Source organism: Bacteroides thetaiotaomicron VPI-5482 (genome assembly GCF_000011065.1).
Taxonomy (GTDB): Bacteria; Bacteroidota; Bacteroidia; order Bacteroidales; family Bacteroidaceae; genus Bacteroides; species Bacteroides thetaiotaomicron.
In genome coordinates this window covers 3,147,976-3,170,231 of record NC_004663.1, presented here as the reverse complement: position 1 = coordinate 3,170,231, position 22,256 = coordinate 3,147,976, and the positions used below count along the sequence as shown (strand labels likewise).

13 protein-coding genes are annotated in these 22,256 nt (G+C 46.6%); 2 read left to right on the top strand and 11 right to left on the bottom strand.

Features of this window, described 5'->3' with window-relative positions; genetic code table 11:
- Positions 1-25: 25 nt before the first annotated feature.
- The 8 genes from BT_RS12820 to BT_RS12785 form a co-directional block, all read right to left on the bottom strand.
- Positions 26-361 carry a hypothetical protein gene (locus BT_RS12820; protein ID WP_008765177.1) on the bottom strand — a complete coding sequence of 112 codons (336 nt, stop codon included), beginning with the start codon at positions 359-361 and terminating at the stop codon, positions 26-28.
- A gap of 179 nt (positions 362-540) precedes the next feature.
- Positions 541-1,149 carry a DsbA family protein gene (locus BT_RS12815; protein WP_011108342.1) on the bottom strand — a complete coding sequence of 203 codons (609 nt, stop codon included), beginning with the start codon at positions 1,147-1,149 and terminating at the stop codon, positions 541-543.
- A gap of 226 nt (positions 1,150-1,375) precedes the next feature.
- Positions 1,376-2,278 carry a BT_3044 domain-containing protein gene (locus BT_RS12810; protein ID WP_011108341.1) on the bottom strand — a complete coding sequence of 301 codons (903 nt, stop codon included), beginning with the start codon at positions 2,276-2,278 and terminating at the stop codon, positions 1,376-1,378.
- Positions 2,279-2,298: 20 nt separating this feature from the next.
- Positions 2,299-4,326, bottom strand: a complete 2,028-nt coding sequence (locus tag BT_RS12805; protein WP_011108340.1) for a RagB/SusD family nutrient uptake outer membrane protein — start codon at positions 4,324-4,326, stop codon at positions 2,299-2,301.
- A 27-nt stretch (positions 4,327-4,353) separates the two neighbouring features.
- Positions 4,354-7,482, bottom strand: coding sequence for a SusC/RagA family TonB-linked outer membrane protein (locus BT_RS12800; RefSeq protein WP_011108339.1), 3,129 nt, complete (start codon positions 7,480-7,482; stop codon positions 4,354-4,356).
- 15 nt (positions 7,483-7,497) lie between these two features.
- Complete coding sequence (locus BT_RS12795; protein WP_008765172.1) at positions 7,498-8,823, bottom strand: IPT/TIG domain-containing protein; 1,326 nt, start codon at positions 8,821-8,823, stop codon at positions 7,498-7,500.
- A gap of 83 nt (positions 8,824-8,906) precedes the next feature.
- Entirely contained in the window at positions 8,907-9,998 is a 1,092-nt protein-coding gene (locus tag BT_RS12790) for an Sb-PDE family phosphodiesterase (protein WP_054959405.1), read from the bottom strand.
- Positions 9,999-10,337: 339 nt separating this feature from the next.
- Entirely contained in the window at positions 10,338-12,035 is a 1,698-nt protein-coding gene (locus BT_RS12785) for a Na/Pi cotransporter family protein (protein ID WP_008765170.1), read from the bottom strand.
- 87 nt (positions 12,036-12,122) lie between these two features.
- On the opposite strand from BT_RS12785, the gene BT_RS12780 reads away from it, so the two are divergent.
- The gene (locus BT_RS12780) at positions 12,123-13,796 is read left to right on the top strand and encodes a nucleoside kinase (protein WP_008763594.1); all 1,674 of its coding nucleotides are present in this window, start codon (positions 12,123-12,125) and stop codon (positions 13,794-13,796) included.
- 201 nt (positions 13,797-13,997) lie between these two features.
- Positions 13,998-14,396, top strand: coding sequence for a hypothetical protein (locus BT_RS12775; protein WP_008763595.1), 399 nt, complete (start codon positions 13,998-14,000; stop codon positions 14,394-14,396).
- 169 nt (positions 14,397-14,565) lie between these two features.
- Here the strand turns inward: BT_RS12775 and BT_RS12770 are convergent, their stop codons facing one another.
- The 3 genes from BT_RS12770 to BT_RS12760 all read right to left on the bottom strand — a co-directional run bounded on the left by BT_RS12770 (position 14,566) and on the right by BT_RS12760 (position 22,116).
- Complete coding sequence (locus tag BT_RS12770) at positions 14,566-15,870, bottom strand: acetylxylan esterase (RefSeq protein ID WP_162303078.1); 1,305 nt, start codon at positions 15,868-15,870, stop codon at positions 14,566-14,568.
- 136 nt (positions 15,871-16,006) lie between these two features.
- Positions 16,007-18,652: a glycoside hydrolase family 78 protein gene (locus BT_RS12765; RefSeq protein ID WP_011108336.1), complete on the bottom strand. Its 2,646-nt coding sequence runs from the start codon at positions 18,650-18,652 to the stop codon at positions 16,007-16,009.
- Positions 18,653-18,657: 5 nt separating this feature from the next.
- Positions 18,658-22,116: a glycoside hydrolase family 78 protein gene (locus BT_RS12760; protein WP_011108335.1), complete on the bottom strand. Its 3,459-nt coding sequence runs from the start codon at positions 22,114-22,116 to the stop codon at positions 18,658-18,660.
- Positions 22,117-22,256 lie beyond the last annotated feature (140 nt).

Here is a 22,256-nt window from a genome sequence, read left to right as displayed (position 1 = left end):
ATAGCTGACCGTTAGGGCTGCTTATCTACTTGTTAGTAACTTTGTTTTGTTGTGAGTTATTGAGACGTTGAACTAACATTTCTCTGAACTCAACACTATTACATTCATTTATAAGTTCTTTGTATTTAATAAATTCTGTTTCCGGATACACAGACTCTATCAAATGTAACAATGTCCATTCTATCCCATATAAAGCAGTAGGTGGAAAGAGCTTGATTAAAATATGCGCTTCATCCAAAGTGATAGGCTTAGTTATCTTACCTAATAAGTCTGCATATTTATCAATCAATACATCTGTTGGTTCGTCTGTTTCATCGGGCATTGCACCCATTAAAGCTAATTGTTCAACTTCTTTTCTCATAATTCTATTGTTACTAACATTATACTAACAGCGGTCATTTAATATTCCGCTGTTATTTTCTCTAAGTGTACTGTTTAAAAGCCTTCCTATCCAATATACTTTTATAAATATTGGCTATCTATAAAACATATTCTCCTTATTCATCTAATGAGTTCAATTAGGGACATAAGCTATATGCATCAAATCATTTTCTTCGCATAAACCACCTGTTTTCCTGCTCCGTAGCGCATCAGTATCTCTTTTTCGATAAAAGCGTTCAGTTCTTTTAGTGCACGCTTTTTGTCGTGACCGGTCATATGGCAATAATCAGTGCGAGTCATGCAAGGATATTTTTCAAGGTGGGCGGTTATTAGTGCCAGACATTCCGCTTCGCTACGTCCGTTACCTTTGGGGCGGGTGAGAGATTCGGTACGTTCCAATCTCATGTCATACCCTACTTCCCGCTTGAATTGTTTGGTCGGTAGATAGTTGATGTTTTTTAGTTTGATTGATTGTGCACGCACATCTTTCTTGTGCATTACGGGTGGTCCTTGCAGCGATACGGAGAAATAGCCGATCTCGCCTAATTCTACAATCCAGCCGTTAGCCAGTAAATCTTTTAACTCATTTTGAAAAGACTGCATTGCTCCTGCCAGCAAACTACGGCTGATTCCCGTAAATTTGTGCACGCGGTCTAGAAATTCGTCCTGACCGATAGTCCCTTTGGGAACAATGCGGGGATGAAGGGGCTGTTTTTCTCCTGTCTGCTTGATATCGGGAGTCTCGTAAAGGTCATACTGTGCGCTCATAACTTAAGTTATTTTGTTGTGTTATTAATGTTTCCGTTCCTATAAACTAAGGAATCCGGCTTAAATATTAATTCGTTCTACTACAGTTCCCCGTGCGGACCACTAGAGTGGGACACAAGGGGAACTATAGTTCTTTTTTCGTGCCACTATAGTGGTACGAAAAAAGATTTGCATACAAAGTTATTAATATTAAAGAGAAAAGGGTTAACCTTACGAGGTTTTTGCGTTAATTATTTATTTCCAGCCGCAATTCCTCTTGCATCACCTTGCTTTTCCCATCCTTTGTGTATCGGTACGACAGCAGAAATACATTATAAGTATGACCGAAAGATTCCTCTACCTTGAATGTATTGGGGTATTTGGAGTCACCGTCTATCTGAGTTACCTCAATATCCTTGTACGGCTTTATCGTGACATGATTGTTTTCCTCCACTTGCAGTATGATGGCGGTTTTGTTGATGTGATCCACATTGCTTTCAAAAGACTCCGTTCCGGCTATCACGCGTACGCTGTTGTGGGTGAGTGGAAACATCTTCTTGTTACCTGCGGTTGCCATCCCGTCTGCCAGACCGGTCATTGAATAGTAAACGTTTTCGCCCTGCGTTGCATAATCGTTCTTGATAAGTATTTGATATAGAATGGTGTTTTTGCTTTCATTAATCTCGACACCGGAGATATCCGTAGCTTTTAATCCTACGAAGTAGGTAGAATCCGGCGACAGTCCTTCGGGACGTATCTTGATCATGGTTCTGCCTGTCCGTTCGCCTGCATTGATCTGAATCTTGTAATCTACGATCTCGTATTTGTCACTGGACAGGAATTTGGCATAGCAGGCTTCATCGACGTCGTAAAGAGACCGGTTGTAGAATTCCAGTGAAGTCAGGTCTTCTTCCAGCCCGATCACCATGTTTTGTTTTGGGGCATGGGTACCTCCGGTGCAGGCTGCGATATATCCTGTCGCCTCTTCTCCGGTAGGGGACAAGGTGACCACTTCTTCAAACGTGTTATAGTAGTCACTGCTGATCAGGGCCACTACATTCTTGTACATTTCCTTTTCAAACAGCGCATCGTCATTGCATGACGAAAGCGCTGTCATAAGTGCGAGTATCGTTATAAAATCTCGTTTCATTTTCTTTTTTGTTATTTAGATTAATAACCCGGATTCTGGTCGAGAGAAGGCAGTCTTCTCATTTCGTTGCGTGGTATGGGCACCCAGACAGACCTTTTGTCAACCACCCTCGTCAGGAATGAGGAAGAACTAGGGATGACACGCTGGTAGTAGGTCTCTTTGGTTGCGCCGTCGGGATTCATTCCACGGATAGGTTCCTGCTCTGTCTCTTCATAAATACCCCAGCGGCGAACATCATAGAAACGTCTGTTTTCCCATAAAAACTCTACCATACGTTCGCGTTCTATCTGTTTCTGTACTTCCGGCGTACTGTTGAGTTGATTGGCTGTCAGCCCCGGCAGTCCGGCCCTGTAGCGGACTTGATTGAATGCTTTTTTAATTTCCGCTTTATCTCTGCTCATGGTATAAGGCTGACCGTCCAGTTCTACGGTGTGGGGGCCGGTCAGGTTGTTGAGTGCCTCCGCATACGATAGCAGGATTTCCGCATAGCGGATGATGGGATAGGCTTTCTGGATATGGCGGGCTCCGGTGCCGGTCCAGGCATCCATCGGGTTATTGTACTTTTTGATTACGTATCCGGTGATGGGATAGTTGGGCGAAGTGGCTGTAACACCGCCACGACCGTCTTCATCCTGATAGTAGTACTTGGCTGTGTGGTTGTTGAGAGTCGAACTGGACAATGCCTGCCATACTGCCTCATTGAATCCTACAGATGCGTAGAACCGCATTTCACGATTGGCGTACATCTTATATACACCGGCGTTGAGGGGATAGCCGGAAAAGTTACGCGGTTCGGAAGTGAAGCCTGTCTCCGAGTAATATCCGTCGGCGGCGGCTTCTTCTTTCGTACGCCCGTCGTCCATCAGATAGGCGTCTACCACTTTCTGAGTGACGCAGAAACGTCCCCATCCACCCATCGAGGGAGGGAAAGAACCTTTGCTGATGGTTTCGTTGAGGTACGTCGTGTTTCTTCCCCAGATCAATTCCGGGTTGATGGACGCTACGGCTTCGCCGGTAAAGATGTCCGAATAAGATTTGAAAGGGTCTATTCCGTTGGCTCCGTTCGGGTAGGCGTCATAGAAATTGGGGTCGGAAGTGACTCCGGCGGGAAGTTCCGGCGTATTGTCGTCTTTTGCATATGTATAGAGCTTGTACGCTCCCATATCCATCACCCGTTTTGCGGCGGCGGCAGCTACTGCCCACCGGCTTTCGTCATATTGCTGGGAGACATAATGCACACCGTCGGTCTTGCGTTTCCAGTTGCCGAAATAGGAGCTGGCAACAGGCCCCCCGTTGAATAGCGGGCTGGCGTGTATCAATCGCAGGCGGGCTACCAGGCCGAGTGCGGCTCCTTTGGTGGGGCGTCCGAAGTCCAGCGTGGAAACATCCTGAGGCGAGGGCAGCAGCCGTGCCGCTTTTTCGAACTCCTCACAAGTATAGTTCATTGTTTCGTCATAGGTGGCTCTGGGGCGGTCGTAGTATTCGATAGGTTCGTTGGTATTCACTACTTCGTCTCCCAGCAAGATTGCCGGACCGTAATCGACCAAAAGATTGTAGTAGGCGAAGGCACGGATAAAACGTGTGTATCCTTCCAATCTGAGCCGTTCCGAGTTTGTCAGGTCTTTCGGGCGGTCGAGGTTTTGCAGGATGCTGTTGCACTTACGGATAATTTTGTAGTATTTGCCCCATTGGTTCAGGTTGGGGGAGCCGTCTCCGAGGAAATCCTGTGTGATCTTTCCGTTGGCGAAATCCATGCCGTGATAGATATTGGCCGTTCCGCTTCCGGTCAGTCCGTTAAATCCTTCGTCGGTCGCCATCGGTCCCGGTGTGTACCCGTTACGGATGGTCTGTGCCTCATCCGGGAACATGGCTGCCGCTCCCCACATATACGCTTCCATATATCGGGCATTGGTGAAAACCGAGTCGATGTTGAATTCATCATCAAAGTAATTGTCTATGTTTAAGAAGTTGCTGCAAGACGTTACTAACATGACTGCCTGAACCAAGAAGAACGTTCTTGCTGTTTTTTTTATTAAGGATGTTTTCATTTTATCGTTTATCGGATGATGTATTTATTAGAGATTGACATATAATTGCAGGGAATAGGTGGAAGGGATGGGATATACACGGCCGTTCCAGCGTGCTTGCTCCGGATCGAAGAGTTTCACTTTATCCCATACATAGAGGTTGTTACCTACGAATTGGATATCCAGTGAAGAAACACCTATGCGTCTCAGAAAAGCTGTCGCAAGATGGTAGTTCAGGGTGATTTCCTGCAGGCGTATGTAGCGTGAATCGCCCTGCCAAAAGGTGGATAACTGGCTGTTGTTGCTGTTATTTCCATATTGCAGGCGGGGGAAACGCGCGTTCGGGTTTTCGGCAAGGGATGGGTCGATCCCGTGTGCAATGGCATAATCTCTGGGAATCCATCGGTTGACTGGATTGGCTGCCAGGGTGAGTACGTTTCCGGTGTTACCCTCGAAGAAAGGCATGTACCCCATTCCGTTGAGGCGGGTTTCGTCGTTCACTGTCGTCTTTTGACCTACATAGAAAAAAGAGGTCTTGCCGGTTCCCTTGAACAATACACCCAGAGTCAGATTCTTGTAGCGGATTTCTGCTCCCAGGCCGTACATCAGCAGTGGATAAGTGCTGTGCGTCAACGGCACCATGTCCAGCTTGTCCACCATACCGTCTCCATTGATATCCTTATATTTGATGTCACCGGGCATTACCTCTCCGAAAGTCTGCTTGGGACTGTATTTGATGTCATCTTCGTCCTTAAACAGTCCGACTGCCTGATATCCGCGGATGGAATTGTACGGGAAATTATTGTATTCCAGATAGGGATACTCCAGATAAGCCTGCTCCCAGTTCTGTACTTTATTTTTAGAGTAAGTGAAATTACCCCGTAAAGTGAAGCCGAAATCGGGAGTGAAATCCTGCGTGAAGCTGATGTTTCCGTCGGCACCGTAACTTTTCATTTTACCCACATTCGCGTATGGATTGGAGACCACTCCTACGAACTCGGGCACCTGTACCCGTTGCTGGAAAATACCGTTACGCTGATCATGGAAAATATCGACAACGAAATCGATCTTGTTATTAAACAACTTTCCTTCAATACCCACATTGGACTTGATGGCCTTTTCCCACGCCAGGTTATCGGCTCCGATACGTGTCTCGCCAATAATCTCGATGTCGGGAACGCCCCAAGCTGATCCGGTACCTTCGTTCACTTTAGTAAGGTAAGGGAAGCGGACGTCGGTAATCCGGTCGTTACCTACCGAACCATGCGAAGCCCTTATTTTAAGATAGTCGAGCCAGGGGAGCGCCTCTTGTATAAACTTGTAGCCGGTAGGCACCCAGCCCAATGCGACGGATGGGAAGAAACCGTATTGTCTGCCGGGCTGGAAGTTTTCGGAACCGGTATATCCGAAGTTGACGTCCAGCAGGTAAGTATCCTTGTAGCCATATGTAAACCGGCTGGATACTCCCTGATAGCGCAAGGGAATGGCTGATAAGTTGCTTGTAGCGTCGTCCGTGTCTTTAGAATCGCTGATGTAATAATAGACCAGCGCGGATGTCCGGTGATCTGTACCGAAAAGCCGGTCATAATTGAGCGTAGCCTCAAAGTGGTATTTGCGGTACTGGCGGGTGGACTTGCTGTACGAGGCTTTTTTCTCCTGTACGGTCTCCTGCATGATGAGTGATCCGTCGCTTGCTCTGCCCAGCGCATTGTAGAGGGCCGGCTGCACGCTTCTCCGTTCATTGAAGTAGCTGTGGATATCGTATGCTCCCTGTACACGTAATTTAAGCCCGTTGATCAATTCGGAAAAGTCCTGATTGATTGCCAAAGTTGATTTGCCCTTGTACACTTCGTTGGCAGCCTTTCCCGTATGGTTGATCATGACATAAGGCGATGACAGCTCTCCGGCACCGCGTCCGGGCAGCATACCATTGGAATATTGGGTGGGAATGGACAATGGAGTAAGCCGCGACTGTGCTCCCCATATATATTCGGTATTGGCTACGCCGGGCTGATTCAACTGGGAGAGGAATCCGTCAGAACCCAAATAAACTTTCGTTGATTTGGTCAGGTTCACGTCTAGATTGATACGGTAATTATAGGTGTTGTAGCTGACGTTCGAACTGTATATACTGTTCTTGTCTACCTTGTAGGCCGCACTTTCGTTTTTACCTCCCAGGCTCAGAAAATAACGTGCCACATCGCTTCCGCCACGTCCGCTTACATAATAAGTGTGCCGCCAGAATGTTTTGTTGAGTATCTCATCCTGCCAGTTTACGTTGGGATAGAGGTCGGGGTCGAGACCGTCGCGTATAATTCCCATTTCCGTATCGTCATACAAAGGTGTTTCGTTCCGTACTGCTCTGGCTTCGTTTGCTAACTGCGCATACTCATAAGCTCCCAGATATTTCGGCAGACGGTTGAGGACGGACAGCGTGGTGTTGAAACGTCCGGTAATCTGAATTTTGCCCGAAAGGCCTTTCTTGGTGTTGACCAATACGACTCCGTTGGCTCCCCTTACTCCGTACACGGCAGTTGCCGACGCGTCTTTCAGGATGGAGAAACTTTCGACATCGGCAGGGTCGATGGTGTTGAGGTCGCCTTCCAGACCGTCAATCAGTACAAGGGCACTGCTGTTGGCTCCGAACGTACCGATACCACGTACCCAGAAATCGGCGATATTCTGACCGGGCTCGCCACTGCTCTGCAAGGAAATGACACCGGCTGCCCTGCCTCCCAACAAGTTACTGATGGAAGGGGAGGGGGACTGGATATCTTTAGTGCTGACCGTCGTAATGGCACCTACCGAACTGATTTTCCGCTGAACGTTTCCCAGTGCGACGACAACCACTTCATCAAGGGAATTGTTGTCTTCAAGCAGTGTGACCGTTAAGTCGGTTTGGGGTTTGATGGCCACGTGCTCCGACGGTTTGAAGCCGATAAAAGAAAATATCATTTTGTCTCCATAAACCACTTTCAGCTTGAAATTACCGTCATTGTCGGTTGTGGTACCTTTGGAGGGCTTGTCTTTGATGTATACCGATACGCCGGGCATGGATAGCTTGTCCTTATCCACGACAGTTCCTGAAACGGTAAATTCCTGAACTTGCTGCGCGAAGGTTGTTGCCGAAAGCAATAAGCAGAACGACATTAAGTATAAAATCTGTTTGATTTTCATTGTGAGTTTACTTTGTTATTCGATAACCAATTTGCGAATGCGTGCATTGCCCCAGTCTGCAATGTAAATGTCTCCCTGTTCATTGACAGCCACTCCCCAGGGATTCTTGAATAAGGACTCTACCGGTCCTCCGTCCTTGTATCCGGCGACGCCGGGCTGTCCGGCAACTGTCGTGACGATATTGTCGGCAGATATCATGCGGATGCAATGGTTGCCATAGTCGGCTACGAACATATTGCCGTCGTTGTCAAACTTGATATCCTTGGGATAATTGAACAGGGCATCTTCAATCGGACCGTCGCGGAAAGCGCTGCCGCCGGGAGCATTGAGACGCTTAAATCCGCCTGTTCCATCCGGATCGCGGAGGTCGAGCACCGAAATCCCTTGTCTGTATGCGGTAGGGGCGTTGGAGTGAAGCGTTATATACAGAAGCCAGGGCTTCGCAGGATTAATCGCCTGTCCGTATTGTGATCCGCTGGGACCTTGATGGATAATGTGTCCTTCGAATGTGTTGGGATCTATTTTAGCGATCTTTCCATCACGGTATCGTGTATATAGATAGCCGTCATAAGGGCAGAAGGTGACGAAATTCTTGTATCTGTCGGCATCTACGATTGAGTTCAGATCCGACTGTGAGTATTTTATGTTACGCTGGCGGGGATACCAGGCTTCACGCGGGTCGAAGGTAAACGTCACTTCTTTGACCGATTCGTGTGCGGCGGTCAGCATTCCGGTGGCACGGTCCACCGTTAAGCCGTTGGCATATAAGATACGGTTGGCGGCATCTGCTTCAATGAGAGGAGTCACAATGTTCTGTTGTTCGTTTATCCGGGCGATTCCAAATGTGCCGCCGTCACGCCATGACATGAAAAGATTGCCTTCGGCATCCAGATCAAGATATTTGCCATATACCTGAGCGGTGGAGAGTGTTCCGGCAAGGAAGCTCGTTTCACCGTTTCCGGTGACCGTGCTGACCAATGCCTGTGTATGATAAGCATATGTTTCTTCGTAAGCGACAGAATCGGTGTCGACCACTACGGAGATACGGGGATTATCGCCCGGAAGGCGCGGTACAATGGCATAAATACGGCTTCCGCTTGATGAAACGACGGAGGCCCTGGCATTGTTGAAATATACTTTGATTTTACTCACGTCGGTGCCGAAGTTTTTTCCGTCCAGAAGAATTTTGTCACGTGCTCCGCCTTCTTTGGGATAGAAGGAGGTCAGTACAATCGGTTGATCGGATTGGTGGGCTTTCTCGGTGGGCTCACTGTAGCTTTCGCAACTCGATAAATAGAAGAAAGCTACCAGCGAGCAGGCTAGGGATAAGTAACGATTCATAAAGTAATAATTTAAAATTAAACGATTATCCGCATGTAGTTCGTCGGATATCTTGATATTACATGGCTTTGATGGCTGGAACTTTATAGTTTGATGGTGTAATCCAAACCTTTATCGGGGGCTACGATGAAGTTGGTAACTTCAAAATTGCAGTCGCCTCCTTTGATACCGTTGTCAAACTTCACAGAGATTGTATGCTGCGTATGTGGTTTCAATGTCATTTCGCGGAAATAGACCAAAGAAGGATCATGTGCGGTCTTTTTCAGTTTCAGTACCAGATCGGTAGCGTTCATGACAGAAAATGTCACTTCTTTTTCGGTGCGTTTCACTTCTTTTATGTCTACGCATTTTTCAAAGAAGGGACGGAGGATTTCTTCACGCCCGATCACCAGTTCGCGGTAATAAACGGCGGTGCGGCGATTGTCGAGTGCTTCACGGATACCTTCCGGAGAACGTTCTTTGGCAAAGACAAACGTCATCGTGCGGTGTTCGCCTTTTGAAAAATCATAGTCTGTCTGGATAGGCTGGTGGATATCGGAAGTTCCTATCATGGTCAGATTCTTGTCCAGACACCATTGAATGGCTTCGGGCATGAAAAGACCACCGTTGGCTACTTCAATGCCGTGCATGCAGCCGTCATTGTAGAGTTGTGTATGCTCAGGCCACCACAGGGTGGAGTCCGGCTGCTGGCGTGCCCAGCCCGGATGATTCCAGAAGATAAAGGCTCCTTGTTTTTTTGCCTCATTGAAAGCGTCTTTATATGCCTTTTGTTCCAATGGATTGGAGTCGTTCAGGAAGATTGCATTAAAATGTCCCGGAGGCATGGAACGGGTGATTTCACTGCCTCTGATTAGAAGTATTCCTAACTTCTTCGCCTGCTTCTGAGACAGTTCATAAGAGCGGTTATGATCTGCTATAATGTCTTTTTTGTGCGGGCGGTACTCTATATGTTCTGTCAGAGAAATGGCATCCAGTCCTTCTCGATATGCTTCGTCTACACGTACGGTAGGCCATACCAGACCGTCCGAAAAAACACTGTGCATGTGAAAGTCACATTTTAAAGTAGTGTACCCATTCAGATTGGGAACTTGAATCTCATTGCGGCGTTGCGCTTGTGCGCTCATTAAACACATTGCTGCCAGTGCAACTCCCATCAATACTTTTTTAATTTTCATTTCTTTTGCTTTAAATTAGAGATTTGGTTTTCTTTTGGAATGCCTTTGTCCGGTCATTGGAAAATGGTACTAAACATAGGCCCCTGTGTATTTTGGCGCAAATGTATATGCAAAAAAAAGACCTGCAATAGGCGCAGTAAAAGCTTAACGGGAACTTCACGGAAAAGAAATGTAATCGTAACGTCTGTAAAAAATGTAACGTCTTTGTAAAGTGTGAGTGTCCTTGTAAACGGACATGAGTTGTTTTGTCTGTGTGGAAATAAAAAAGAAATGGATAGTCAATTTTATGCTGCAACGCATAAATTGGCTATCCATTTCTTTGATTGAGTTCCTCTTTATTTAAGAGGCTTTCTTCTCTTTTACATCACTGCTGGCTTCTACCACATTCACTACATAGTCGCCCAGTTTCTCACATTCGGCGATAATATCCATATAATAGACTCCCATCTGATAATCATATTCCTTGTTGTTGACATCCAGAATATTCTGATTTTTCAGTTGGTTACGGTAGTTATTGATTTCGTTTTCGATGTTGAAAGACTTGTTGATATCAATGCTTTGGTGTTCCGGTTTCTCTACCACCACAATCATTTGTGCGAGGGCATCATCGGTCAGCTTCATCATGAAGTGGATGTGCTCGTATTGCTTTTCGGTAAAGTCCTGATTCGTCTGGCGTTTCCGGTTGATGGTGCGTGCCAGGTTGTAACAGCTGTCGCCGATACTTTCGATTTCCGTCACTTCGCGCAGCATGGCACGTATCTGCAACTTACTTTCAGAACTCAGACGCCCTTCGGATACCTGATTCAGATAATTGGCTATTTCAAGTTCCATGTTGTCGCTGATGTTCTCGTACTTTTCTACGCGGCTGAACAGCTTGTTAAAGTCATCGTCCTTTTCGGTGTGCATCAAGTCCTGCACCATTCCGAACATACGGTGGGTACGTTCTGCAAACAGGTGGATTTCCTTGCGTGCCTGCAGGATAGAAAGCTCCGCAGTAGAAAGCATACCGCCGGTGATAAACCGAAGGCGAGGTTCCTCGTCTTCCTCTTTCGGGTGGATTAATGCGCATACGGTGCGTTCGATCAGTTTCACTCCCCATATCAGGATACATACGTTACAGATATTAAAGATAGAGTGGAAAGCGGACAGTTTATAAGAAATGGCTACTTCCGGATTATTGCTCTGGAAGAAGGTATCCACTACCCAGTTGACCAGTTCCATGAAAGGATGGAAGATGATCAATACCCAGATCACACCGAACACATTAAAAACAAAATGGGCCAATGCTGCCCGCTTAGCCTGTGTATTGGCTGTTAATGCGGCAAGATTGGCCGTGATGGTAGTTCCGATGTTTTCGCCCAGTACGAGCGCTGCTCCCAGTTCCAGACTGATCCAGCCGTTGGCGCACATAATTAATGTGATTGCCATCGTGGCGGCTGAGGCCTGTACGATCATAGTCAGTATGGTACCGATGAATAAGAACAGGAGAATGGAGAAGAATCCCATATCCGTGTAGTTCTGTACGAAGGCGAGCATTTCCGGATTGGCGTTCAGGTCGGGAGCATTTGCTTTCAGGTAAGAAAGTCCCATGAAGAGGAAGGAAAAACCGAAAATGAATTCACCGATGGACTTGCGGTTGCTCTTGCCGGAGAAGATGAGCGGAAGGGCGATGGCCAGAAGTGGAAGAGCGAAGGCGGCCATGTCAACCTTAAATCCGAAAATTGAAATAATCCATGCCGTAACCGTCGTACCGATATTGGCACCCATGATGACACTGATGGACTCGGCCAGTGTAAGCAAACCGGCGTTGACGAAACTGACGACCATTACTGTTGTCGCCGAGGAGGACTGGATAAGGGCTGTGATTAACACTCCTGTTAATACCCCCGTTACCCGATTGGTGGTCATAGCTGTCAGGATACTTCGTAGCCTGTCACCTGCGACTTTTTGTAAGCCCTCGCTCATTATCTTCATGCCATAAAGGAAGAGCCCTAACGAGCCTATGAGCTTTAAAAAATCATAAAAAGAATATTCCATCTATAATAATTTTAGTGGTTGTTTGTTCTCTATCTGATTACTAAGTATATTTAGTCCCATGTTATTCACCTTATTAAAAAGACTACGATGAAACAGATGTTACAAATATGTTGCAAAAATAATAATATTTATAAAGAATTCCCTATCGGAAGCTCACTTTTGGATATTTATTACGGTTTTAATCTTAATTTTCCTTATCAGGTAGTCAGTGCCAAGGTGAATAACCGTTCCGAAGGTCTCAATTTCAAAGTATATAATAACAAGGATATAGAGTTTCTGGATGTGCGCGATTCATCCGGTATGCGTACGTATGTGCGGTCACTCTGCTTTGTCTTGTTCAAGGCTGTCAGTGAACTTTTTCCCGAAGGGAAGCTGTTTGTGGAACACCCGGTATCCAAAGGTTATTTCTGTAATCTGCGGATCGGCCGCCCCATTACATTGGAAGATGTGACGCGTATCAAACAGCGTATGCAGGAGATTATCGCAGAAAATATCTCTTATCACCGCATCGAATGCCATACGGCTGAGGCCGTGCGTGTGTTCAGCGAACGCGGGATGAATGATAAGGTGAGGCTGCTCGAAACTTCCGGTTCGCTATATACCTATTATTATACGCTGGGCGATACGGTCGATTATTATTATGGCAATCTGCTCCCCAGTACCGGATATATCAAGTTGTTCGACATCGTGAAATACTATGATGGCCTGCTGCTGCGCATTCCCAATAAAGAGAATCCGGATGTGCTGGAGGAAGTGGTGAAGCAGGAGAAGATGCTGGATGTATTTAAGGAGTATCTCAACTGGAGTTATATCATGGGACTTAATAACGCCGGCGACTTTAACCTCGCCTGCGAAGAAGGGCACGCTACGGATTTAATCAATGTAGCGGAAGCGTTGCAGGAAAAGAAAATAGCCCAGATTGCCGATACGATCTTCCATCGTGGGGAAAACGGTGACCGGGTGAAACTGATTTTGATTTCCGGTCCGTCCTCTTCGGGTAAGACCACTTTCAGCAAACGTCTTTCCATCCAGTTGATGACGAACGGGCTCAAACCCTTCCCGATCTCCTTGGACAATTATTTCGTAGACCGTGAAGAGACACCTCTGGATGAAAACGGTAACTATGATTATGAGTCTCTGTATGCGCTCGATCTGGAATTGTTTAACCAGCAGTTGCAGGCTTTGCTGCGCGGTGAGGAAGTGGAGCTTCCGCGCTTTAACTTCTCTCTGGGGAAGAAGGAATATAAAGGTGATAAACTGAAAATTGAAGATAATACGATTCTCATTCTGGAAGGTATTCATGCGTTGAATCCGGAACTGACACCGCATATCCCGGATGAAAAGAAGTTCAAGATTTATGTCTCGGCATTGACCACTATTTCTTTGGACGATCATAACTGGATTCCTACGACAGACAATCGTTTGCTTCGCCGCATTATCCGCGACTTTAATTACCGGGGATATTCGGCCCGCGAGACTATCTCCCGCTGGCCTAGTGTGCGTGCCGGCGAAGATAAATGGATATTCCCTTATCAGGAGAATGCGGATGTGATGTTCAACTCGGCGCTGTTGTTTGAATTTGCAGTCCTTCGCCTGCACGCGGAACCTATTTTGATGGGCGTTCCGCGCAATTGTCCGGAATATTGTGAGGCGTACCGGTTGCTGAAATTTATTAAATATTTCGTTCCGGTGCAGGATAAGGAAATTCCCCCGACGTCTTTACTCAGGGAGTTTTTGGGAGGAAGTAGCTTCAAATATTAGATAATAAATTTATTTAAGAGAATTATTTTGGAATTTATAGTTATTGTATAAATATAAGTTCGTAACTTCGCGCCGCAAAAAACAAGCGTGGCAATATGTTGTTGTATTCCAGGGAAAGGAAATAACTGTAAGATTAGGCTTAAATAATGAACATTTGTACGTTCTTTCCGTTTATGTTATTACACAACAAAAAAAGGGTATATGATATTTTATAACAATTTACTAGCAAAATGCTTTCTAGGGAAAAAGAAGCATTATTTTATGATAGGAGGGTTATTCTTTACTCGGTACAAGTATTTGGAAGTTTGGGAAGAAATGGAGTTAAGAATACATGCACGGCAATTCTGGGAGTGTTTTTTATTGACTTTAATCCCAGCATTGGGTTTATCACTATGGTTCTCATGGTGGTGGATGGTGCTTCCGTTCATGACATATCACTTGCTTTACTGGTTTGAAAAAGCAATTAGTTCTCATTCGGTTTTTAACTGGGAGGCATTGACCTATTGTGGTGATGCCGTTTATATGAGAAAAAGAAAATCCTATGCCTGGATGAAATGGTATGGGAAGAAAACCTTCCCGAAATCGGAATGGGAAGACTAAAAGAATAGAGAGACGCTAAAACTCTCTTGCGAATTTATTCAGGCACGGTTTACACAGATTAATATGGTTTCGATTAAAACAGAACCGTAAAAACTCTGTAAGCCGTGCCTGAATAATGATATGATAACAGTTACTTCCGCTTTCGGCGGTTTTTCTTTTTCTACTGCTTTTATTTCAGATGTTTCTTTATCCAAAGCAGGTGTCCGTACTCTGTGTCACTGGAGGTCCAATGTTCATTAATAGGAGTGATCAATGCTTCTTTCGGGCAATTCAATACATTATATACAATGTAGCTGGTAGTCGGTGGGCAAACGTTATCATTGAATCCCCATGTCATATAAGTGTCCGCCCTGATTAATTGGGCAAAGTTTACCACATCATAATAAGCCATTGTTCTGATCTTTTCGGGAGTATCCATGTCTACGGTGTTTCGGAAGAAATGGGGGTAACCTCCGGCACGACCGGCTTTGTAACCTGCCATATCGCTTAGAGCCGGATGATTGGCTACGCAGGCCGTTACCCGCTGATCCAGTCCGGCGGTGACGAGTGCTAATGCTCCTCCCTGGCTGCCGCCTTGAACGACTACATTCTTTCCGTCCCATTCCGGCAGTGAGGTCAGCAGGTCGATGCTGCGGACACAGGCCAGATATACCCGTTTCATGTAATAGTTGTCGCGGCTGTCCAGACCGTTGGACAGGTATCCGTTTTCTCTGCCGTTGAAAGCGGCACTGATTTCTTTGAATTCTTCTTCGCTCATTTCCGGGTTCAGCCCGTGAATCTCTATTTCAAAACGGATGCAGCCTTGTTCGGCGTAATACTTATGTCGCAAAGGTTCCTTGATTGTCTTGATTCCTGCGCCCGGAGGACATAGTACGACAGGGTATTTGCCTTCTTTCTTCGGATAGAACAGGTAGCCGTAGATACTTTGTCCGCGTTGGTTCACCTGCAATTTGATAAGATAGCAGTCTATTTGGTCGGTCGAGTATTTCTTTACGTGCTCTTTGGTGTATGTCAGCGGAAATTTGGCCAGTTCCGCCTTTTGGTTCTCCCAGAATTGCTGAAAGTCGGCAGGCATGGTGGTATACGGACGGAGCTTTTCCGGCGAGAAGCCCACTTTGACGTGATGGGAGTATTTCTTTCCGTCTACGGTGGTGGTCAGGCGGCAGTCTCGGAAGCCCGGTTTCTTCATGGTGCCTACGGGGATTGTTGCCTTTCCTTTTCTCATGATGACTGTTCCTTTGGTATCGGCAGGCATCATTTCTCCGCCTATTTCGAAATTAATCGCTATGTTATCTCCCGGAATGCCGTATTTGTAAAACTGTACTTCTACATTTGCCTGTTCTCCAGTTTTGTAAAGCCAGTCGGCATGATCGGGTACGGTTACCCAGAATACGTCACTCCGGTAGGGATTATTTTCGGCAACTGCGAGCAGCGTTGTCAGTAACAACGCTGCTGATACGCAAAATCTTCTCATATTCATTTTACTGTTCAATATAACTGTCATTCGTCTTCTCATTCTATTTTCCATCTGATCGGTTTGTTAATTACGCCGCAATATTAGGAAAGATTAGAAAAACAGAGGTCGATAAAATGTTCTATTAAGTGTAAATTTAGAGCAACTTCCACTCGAATGTATGTTTTCCGGCTTCTAACTCTATGACACGTTCTCCTTTCACAGTATCGGTCACGTATAAAGTGGCGCTGCTGTTGGCAGGGATCGTCACGCTGTACACAACACTTTTTTTCTTACGTTCCCATTGGGACTGAATCTCTCCGTACGGAGAACGGTGTCTGGCCTCAAACTGCTTTAAATCACTGGGGAAGTTGGGGCGCAGGAGGATATGTTTAAAACCCGGCTGCTGCGGGTCGGGGAAGATACCGCCCAAGCCTTTATAGAACCATCCTCCGATTTCTCCGAACATCATGTGGTTGTCCGAAATGTCACGTGTAGCATTTAAATCCCAGTTTTCGAGCAGGGTGGTGGCTCCGTTGGCAATCCAGCAGCCCCATGACGGGTAGGTGTCTTGTGCGGCTACTTTATAAGCGGTTTCGGCTTCTCCGTTTTCACTCAAGGCGTTCAGTATGGCTTTGGCTCCCAATACACCCACATCCAGATGGAAACCGGCTTCTTCCACCTTCTTCGCCAGGTTGCGGGCTACTTTTGCTTTCATATCCTTGGGGACAATACCCCACATCAGTGGTACGCTCAGTTCCGTCTGAACGCCGCTGGCGTATATACCGGTTTCCCTGTTCAGATATTTGTCATTGATCGCTTGCCTGATCTTTTCCGCAAGCGCCTGATAATGTTTGTAATCTTCCTGCTTGTTGAACAGCTTTGCGGCATTGGCCAGTATTTTAGTATCTACGTAGAAGTATACCGATGAGGTCAGTTCTTTGGACGAATGCGATTTCACAGGAACCCAGTCTCCTCTTCCCCATGAAGTCAGTCCGCTTGGGCTGGTACGGTCTACGTAGTCTACATATCGTTTGATGTTTTCGTAGCAGTCGGCTAATAATTTGCTGTCTCCGTAGAACAGATAAATATTCCAGGGAATAATGGCGATTGTACTCGTCCAGTCCAGACCGTTGTCCGTGCCGTATCCCCATCCTCCGGTCGGAATGATGTCGGGTAATACTCCGTTGGGTTGCTGTTCGTCACGGTGGTCGGCTAGCCATTTTTCGTAGACTGTGATGCCGTCATAATTATATAGTGCTGTTTCTATCGCAAAATGTCCGTCTCCCGTCCATCCGTTTTTCTCCCGTTGGGGGCAATCGGTGGGATACCCCATCAGATTGGACAGGTAAGCGTTGTTGGTAGCCCACCACAATCGGTTCACGAGTGGGTTTGACGTGTTGATTTCTCCTTTTTGCGGAACGTCGCTGTGAACGAAATAAGCAGTCAGACTGTTTTGATTGAGTGCGACAGGCTTGTTGCTTGTCACTTCTACGTACCTGAAGCCTTTGTAGTTGAACCGTGCCATAAACTCGTCTTCTCCCTTTCCGCTCAGGATGAGAATATCCGTCTGGAATGGGTCTTTGTCATCTACCGGACGATGGTATACGTCAATGTTTGACATATTCACCCGTCCGTTGTCATAGAGGCGTTCGCCGTGTTTGAGCCTTACTACCGTTCCTTCTTCTCCGGATACCTTGATGCGGGTCACTCCGGACATATTTCTGGCAAAGTCGAATACATACGTTGTGTCGTTCACTTTCTTAAGCGCTTTTGCCGGTATTGTTTCTACGATACGAATCGGTTGTACCTGCTGGGATACGACGTTTTGAGAAGGGACGGCTCTGTAACCTGCTTCCTTCCATTTCGAGTCGTCAAAATCTGCCGTATTCCAGCCTTTCTGTTCCAGGCGGGCGTCATAATGTTCCGCTGTATAGATGCTGTTGAAGATCAAGGCCCCCGAAGAAGTCTTCCAGTCTCTTTCGGAGCGGATTACTTCTGTAGTGCCGTCTTCGTAGGTAATTCTCAGGTCCATGCAAAAAGCGGGGCGGTTGCGCCACGGTGCGCGGTCAAAGTCCCAGACTGCTTTTGACTGATGGTTGTACCAGCCATTCCCCAGCAGTACGCCAATCGCGTTTTTACCTTTCTGAAGTTGGTTGGTCACATCATAAGTCACATAGAAATTCCGTCTGTCGAAACGGGTATACAGCGGGTCTAGCCGATGGTTTCCGATTTTCTCTCCGTTGATGTATAATTCGTATAAACCGGCGACGGCGATGTACGCTCTGGCGGATTTGACTTTCTTTTGGGTGTCGAATGTTTTTCTGAAATAGGGGGCGGGCTTATAGTTGATGTCTCTGTTGTCGCCAATCCACGCACCCTGCCAGTTCTCCATTCCCATCATTCCGGTCTCGAAGCTGTTGATGTCCGAAGTAGCCTTTTTGCCGTCCTTATCCCATACATTCACTTTCCAGTAATATTTGGTAAAGGGTTGAAGATTCTTTTCCGGATAGGTGACAAGGATTTGATCCGATTCTTTTTTCCCCGAGTTCCATATTTCCCCGTTTTCGTTGTTTGCTTTCAGTGAGTCTGTGCTGACTATTATCTGATAAGCAGTCTGCCGGGCTCCTTGTCGGGCATCGTCCAGCATCCACGACAATCTGGGGTTGGCATTGTCGATACCCAGCGGATTGATCAGGTGGTCGCAATGAAGGTTCACGGGCTTGCATTCTTCTTGCTTTTGTGCAAGGGTGGGTTGCAGTGCACAACATGCAAGTGCAGTCACTAAATATATTTTTTTCATTCTGTCTATTTGTTTTCCTTTTTAACCACAAACTGATATGTACCGGACTGTAGTTCTAATACTGCCTTTCCATTCATGAAAGTAACCGAAGAAACTCCTTCCGCTTTCACGGCAGCTTTTCCGCTTTCTTCTACTACATAGTCGAGAGTAGGCAATAGCAAGTGAAGAGTGGCGGTGGTGTTGGCAGGTATTGTCACTTGGTAAGAAACTGTTCCGTCATTTTCTTTTTTCCAGCTGCTCTTGATATCTCCATAACAGGAAGGGAACGAAGCATTTACCCAGTCAATCCGTTCCTGACCGGCGGCAACTTCCGGACGGTTGTCCGGAACCGGCTGTAATACGATGTACTTGAATCCCGGACGTGTTTCGTCGATATCTATACCGCCCATTGTGCGGTACATCCATTCGGAGACTGCTCCATACGAGTAATGATTGAACGAGTTCATCGATACGGGGCCAAAACCTTTCTCTTTGGTATACGAATCCCAGCGTTCCCAGATAGTGGTTGCTCCCTGGTCTATACTATACAGCCAGGAAGGGTTGTTCCGTTGCAGCAGTAGATCGTAAGCCGTATTTGATTCTCCGAACTGGCTTAATGTCTGATTCAGGATGGCTGTACCCACGAATCCTGTGCTCAGGCGGTTACCGTTGCCGGCAATCTTGCGGACCAGTGTTTCCACTCCTTTCTTCCGTGCTTCTTCTGTCGGGAATAAATCCAGTTTCAAGGCAAGCAGATAGGCCGTCTGGCTCTTTTGTTTCAAATCTCCGTCTGCATCGATGTAGCGTGTCTGGAATTCTTTCTTGATTTCCTGTGCCAGCTTTCTGTAAGCCTTTGCTTTGGAAGCGTAGGCATCACAGTCGTCCGTTTTCAATGCTTCCGAAATTTTGGCCATCAATTGTGCCGTATATGCGTAGTAGCATACACTGACATAGCGGCGTTCGGTATCTTCGTACGATAGCCAGTCGCCATAATTTGTTCCGGCACCGTTATAGTTATAACCGTCTCCTTTTTGACGGGACAGGAACTCCATGTATTTCTCCATAGATGCATAATTGTCCTGCAATATCTTTTTGTTGTCGTACATCAGATAGATAGTCCAGGGAACGATGATACCGGCATCAGCCCAGGCTGCCTGTCCGTAGCCTACCCATGAGTGCGGGGCTACATCCGGATAGGCGCCGTCGCTTCGCTGACCGTCACGCATATCTCTCATCCATTTTTCGAAGAAGGCGGATACATTCGCATTATAAGAAGCGGCACGGCAGAACACTTGCGTGTCTCCGGTCCAGCCCAGACGTTCGTCTCTTTGCGGGCAGTCGGTAGGGATGCTCAGATAGTTGCCTCTTTGTCCCCACATGACATTGCTGTATAACTGATTGATTGACCGGCTGCTGGTGACAAACGAAGCTCCCTCTTCGGTAGCGGAACCGACAACTTCCCCTATCAGGGAAAGTACCTCGATGTCTTCACTTGCCGTTATCTCACAATACTGAAAACCGAAGAAGGTCATGGACGGATGGAATGATTCGCCTTCCTTGCTTCCTTTCAGGATATACTTCAATGTTGCTTTTGCACTTCTGAGGTTGGCGGTATATATACTTCCGGCAGGACCGTCGTCTCCGCGCGATTTATCTCCCGTGTCGTTCAGCATCTCGCCGAAACGGAGTTTCATCTCCGTTCCCGATACACCTTTTACTTTGAACCGAACCCAGCCGACCATGTTCTGACCTAAGTTGTAGACGGCCGTTTCACCTTTCTTTAAGCGGATAGGAGTCGGTTTGTCCGTAACACTCAGTACATTGATTTTACCATCTTTTTCACCTTGGTAAACGGTAGTAGACAAAGGGATACGGCTCAGATGCGGACGTACCTGAACGGTGGGGCCGGCAAAGGCGATTAACTCTCCTTTGAAGTGAGGGTTGACAGCCGTCTTGTTCCAGTTGGCGGTATTATATCCGGGCTTCGTCCATACACTTTCTTTTCGGGCGTCATAGGTTTCTCCGTGGTAGATGTCTCCCATTCGTATGGCACCGTCCATGGATGACAGCCAGGAAAGGTCCGTTACTACCGTTTCCGAAGTGCCGTCCGTATATTTCAGTAAAATCTTTGCGATGAATCCTACTTCGTTGGCGCCATACTCTCCATGAGCGACATCACTGTTCCACCAGCCGGAGGATACCTGGGCGCCGACTGCGTTTTCTCCTTTCCGGAGCAAATCGGTGATGTCATACGTCTGATAGTGGGCTGTTTTGCTGAAATCCGTCCATTCCGGCTTCAATTCGTCATAGCGTATGCTGCCGTCTTCCATCTTGTTTCCTACCCGTTGTCCGTTGATAAACAAATCATAGACGCCCAGAGCCGAACTGTAGATGCGGGCGGATGCTATCTTCTTTTTTGCCTTGAATTCTTTACGGAACATGGGTACTCTGCTCATAGAAGCCTGCAATACCCGATAGTCGCCGGAAGTGGAAACCATATTCAGTTTACGATTACCTCCCACAGTTACGATTTCTCCTTCTTCAAAGGTGGACTGAGGTTTTTCGAAATCCTCTTTCAGAACAACTTTGGCTTCTTCCTTGTCGCCTTTCTGTTCGTACTCTGTCAGTACGATATTGTCAAACATGGCCGTTTCGTTGGTGTTATTCCCTCTGAATGCCCGGAAGCCGATATATCCGTTCGATAGTTTGGAATCGGTGTCGGTATAGGTATCCACCAGTACCTTGTCAATATAAGTCTTGACCACTCCATCTTTTGCTTCGATTGCCAGATGGTGTTCTTTATTCAGCAAGTCGGATTTGGTGAAGAATTTGCCAATCGGAGTATCCGAACTTTGCAAGCGTCCTCCGTCATAAATATGTCTTCTGATCAAAGGTTCTTTTTCATTGTCCAGCGTATTGACAGACCACATGAACACGTTGGAAGCATCGCGTGCGCCGAAAAGAACGGATGCGTTACCGGAAGTCAGGGTGACATCCATTTCCAGCAGCATTCGTGCCTTTGTCTGTTTCTTGTCTTCCGGATTGATTTTGGAATTCTTGTTTATTTGAGTCGCCTTGATCCATTGCGCTCCCGACCATCCGTCGGACAGTAGTCCTGTTTCGAAGAAAGCCTTTTCCGTCGAAGTCTCTTCTCCGGTTTTGTTGTTCCACACGGTTACTTTCCAATAATAGCGGGTGGAAGGGGTGAGAGCCGGTCCTGCATAACAGATGTGCAATGATTCGTCAGATGCCACCTTTCCGGAAGTCCAGACCGGATTTAGACAGGCTGCATCGGTCGCTACCGTGATTTGATAGGCTGTTTGTCTGACTCCTCTTTCCGCTGACGCTAGTTGCCAACTGAATCGGGGAGCTGTTATGTCCAGCCCGATCGGATTGGTCAGATATTCAACCTGTAGTTTTTTGATTGCTGCATTCGTGGGTAGCAGAAAAAGAATAGATAAAAGTAACAAAGTAGTTCGTGCCATTAGTTTAAAGTATTAATAGTTTGTTATGATGGGGGATACTTGCAAATATAGTGCTTATTGTCCTGCATAGACATAAGAATTTTGACACTAATACTTAAAAATATGACCGTCCCCTTGAAATAATAAATGCCTATACTTGT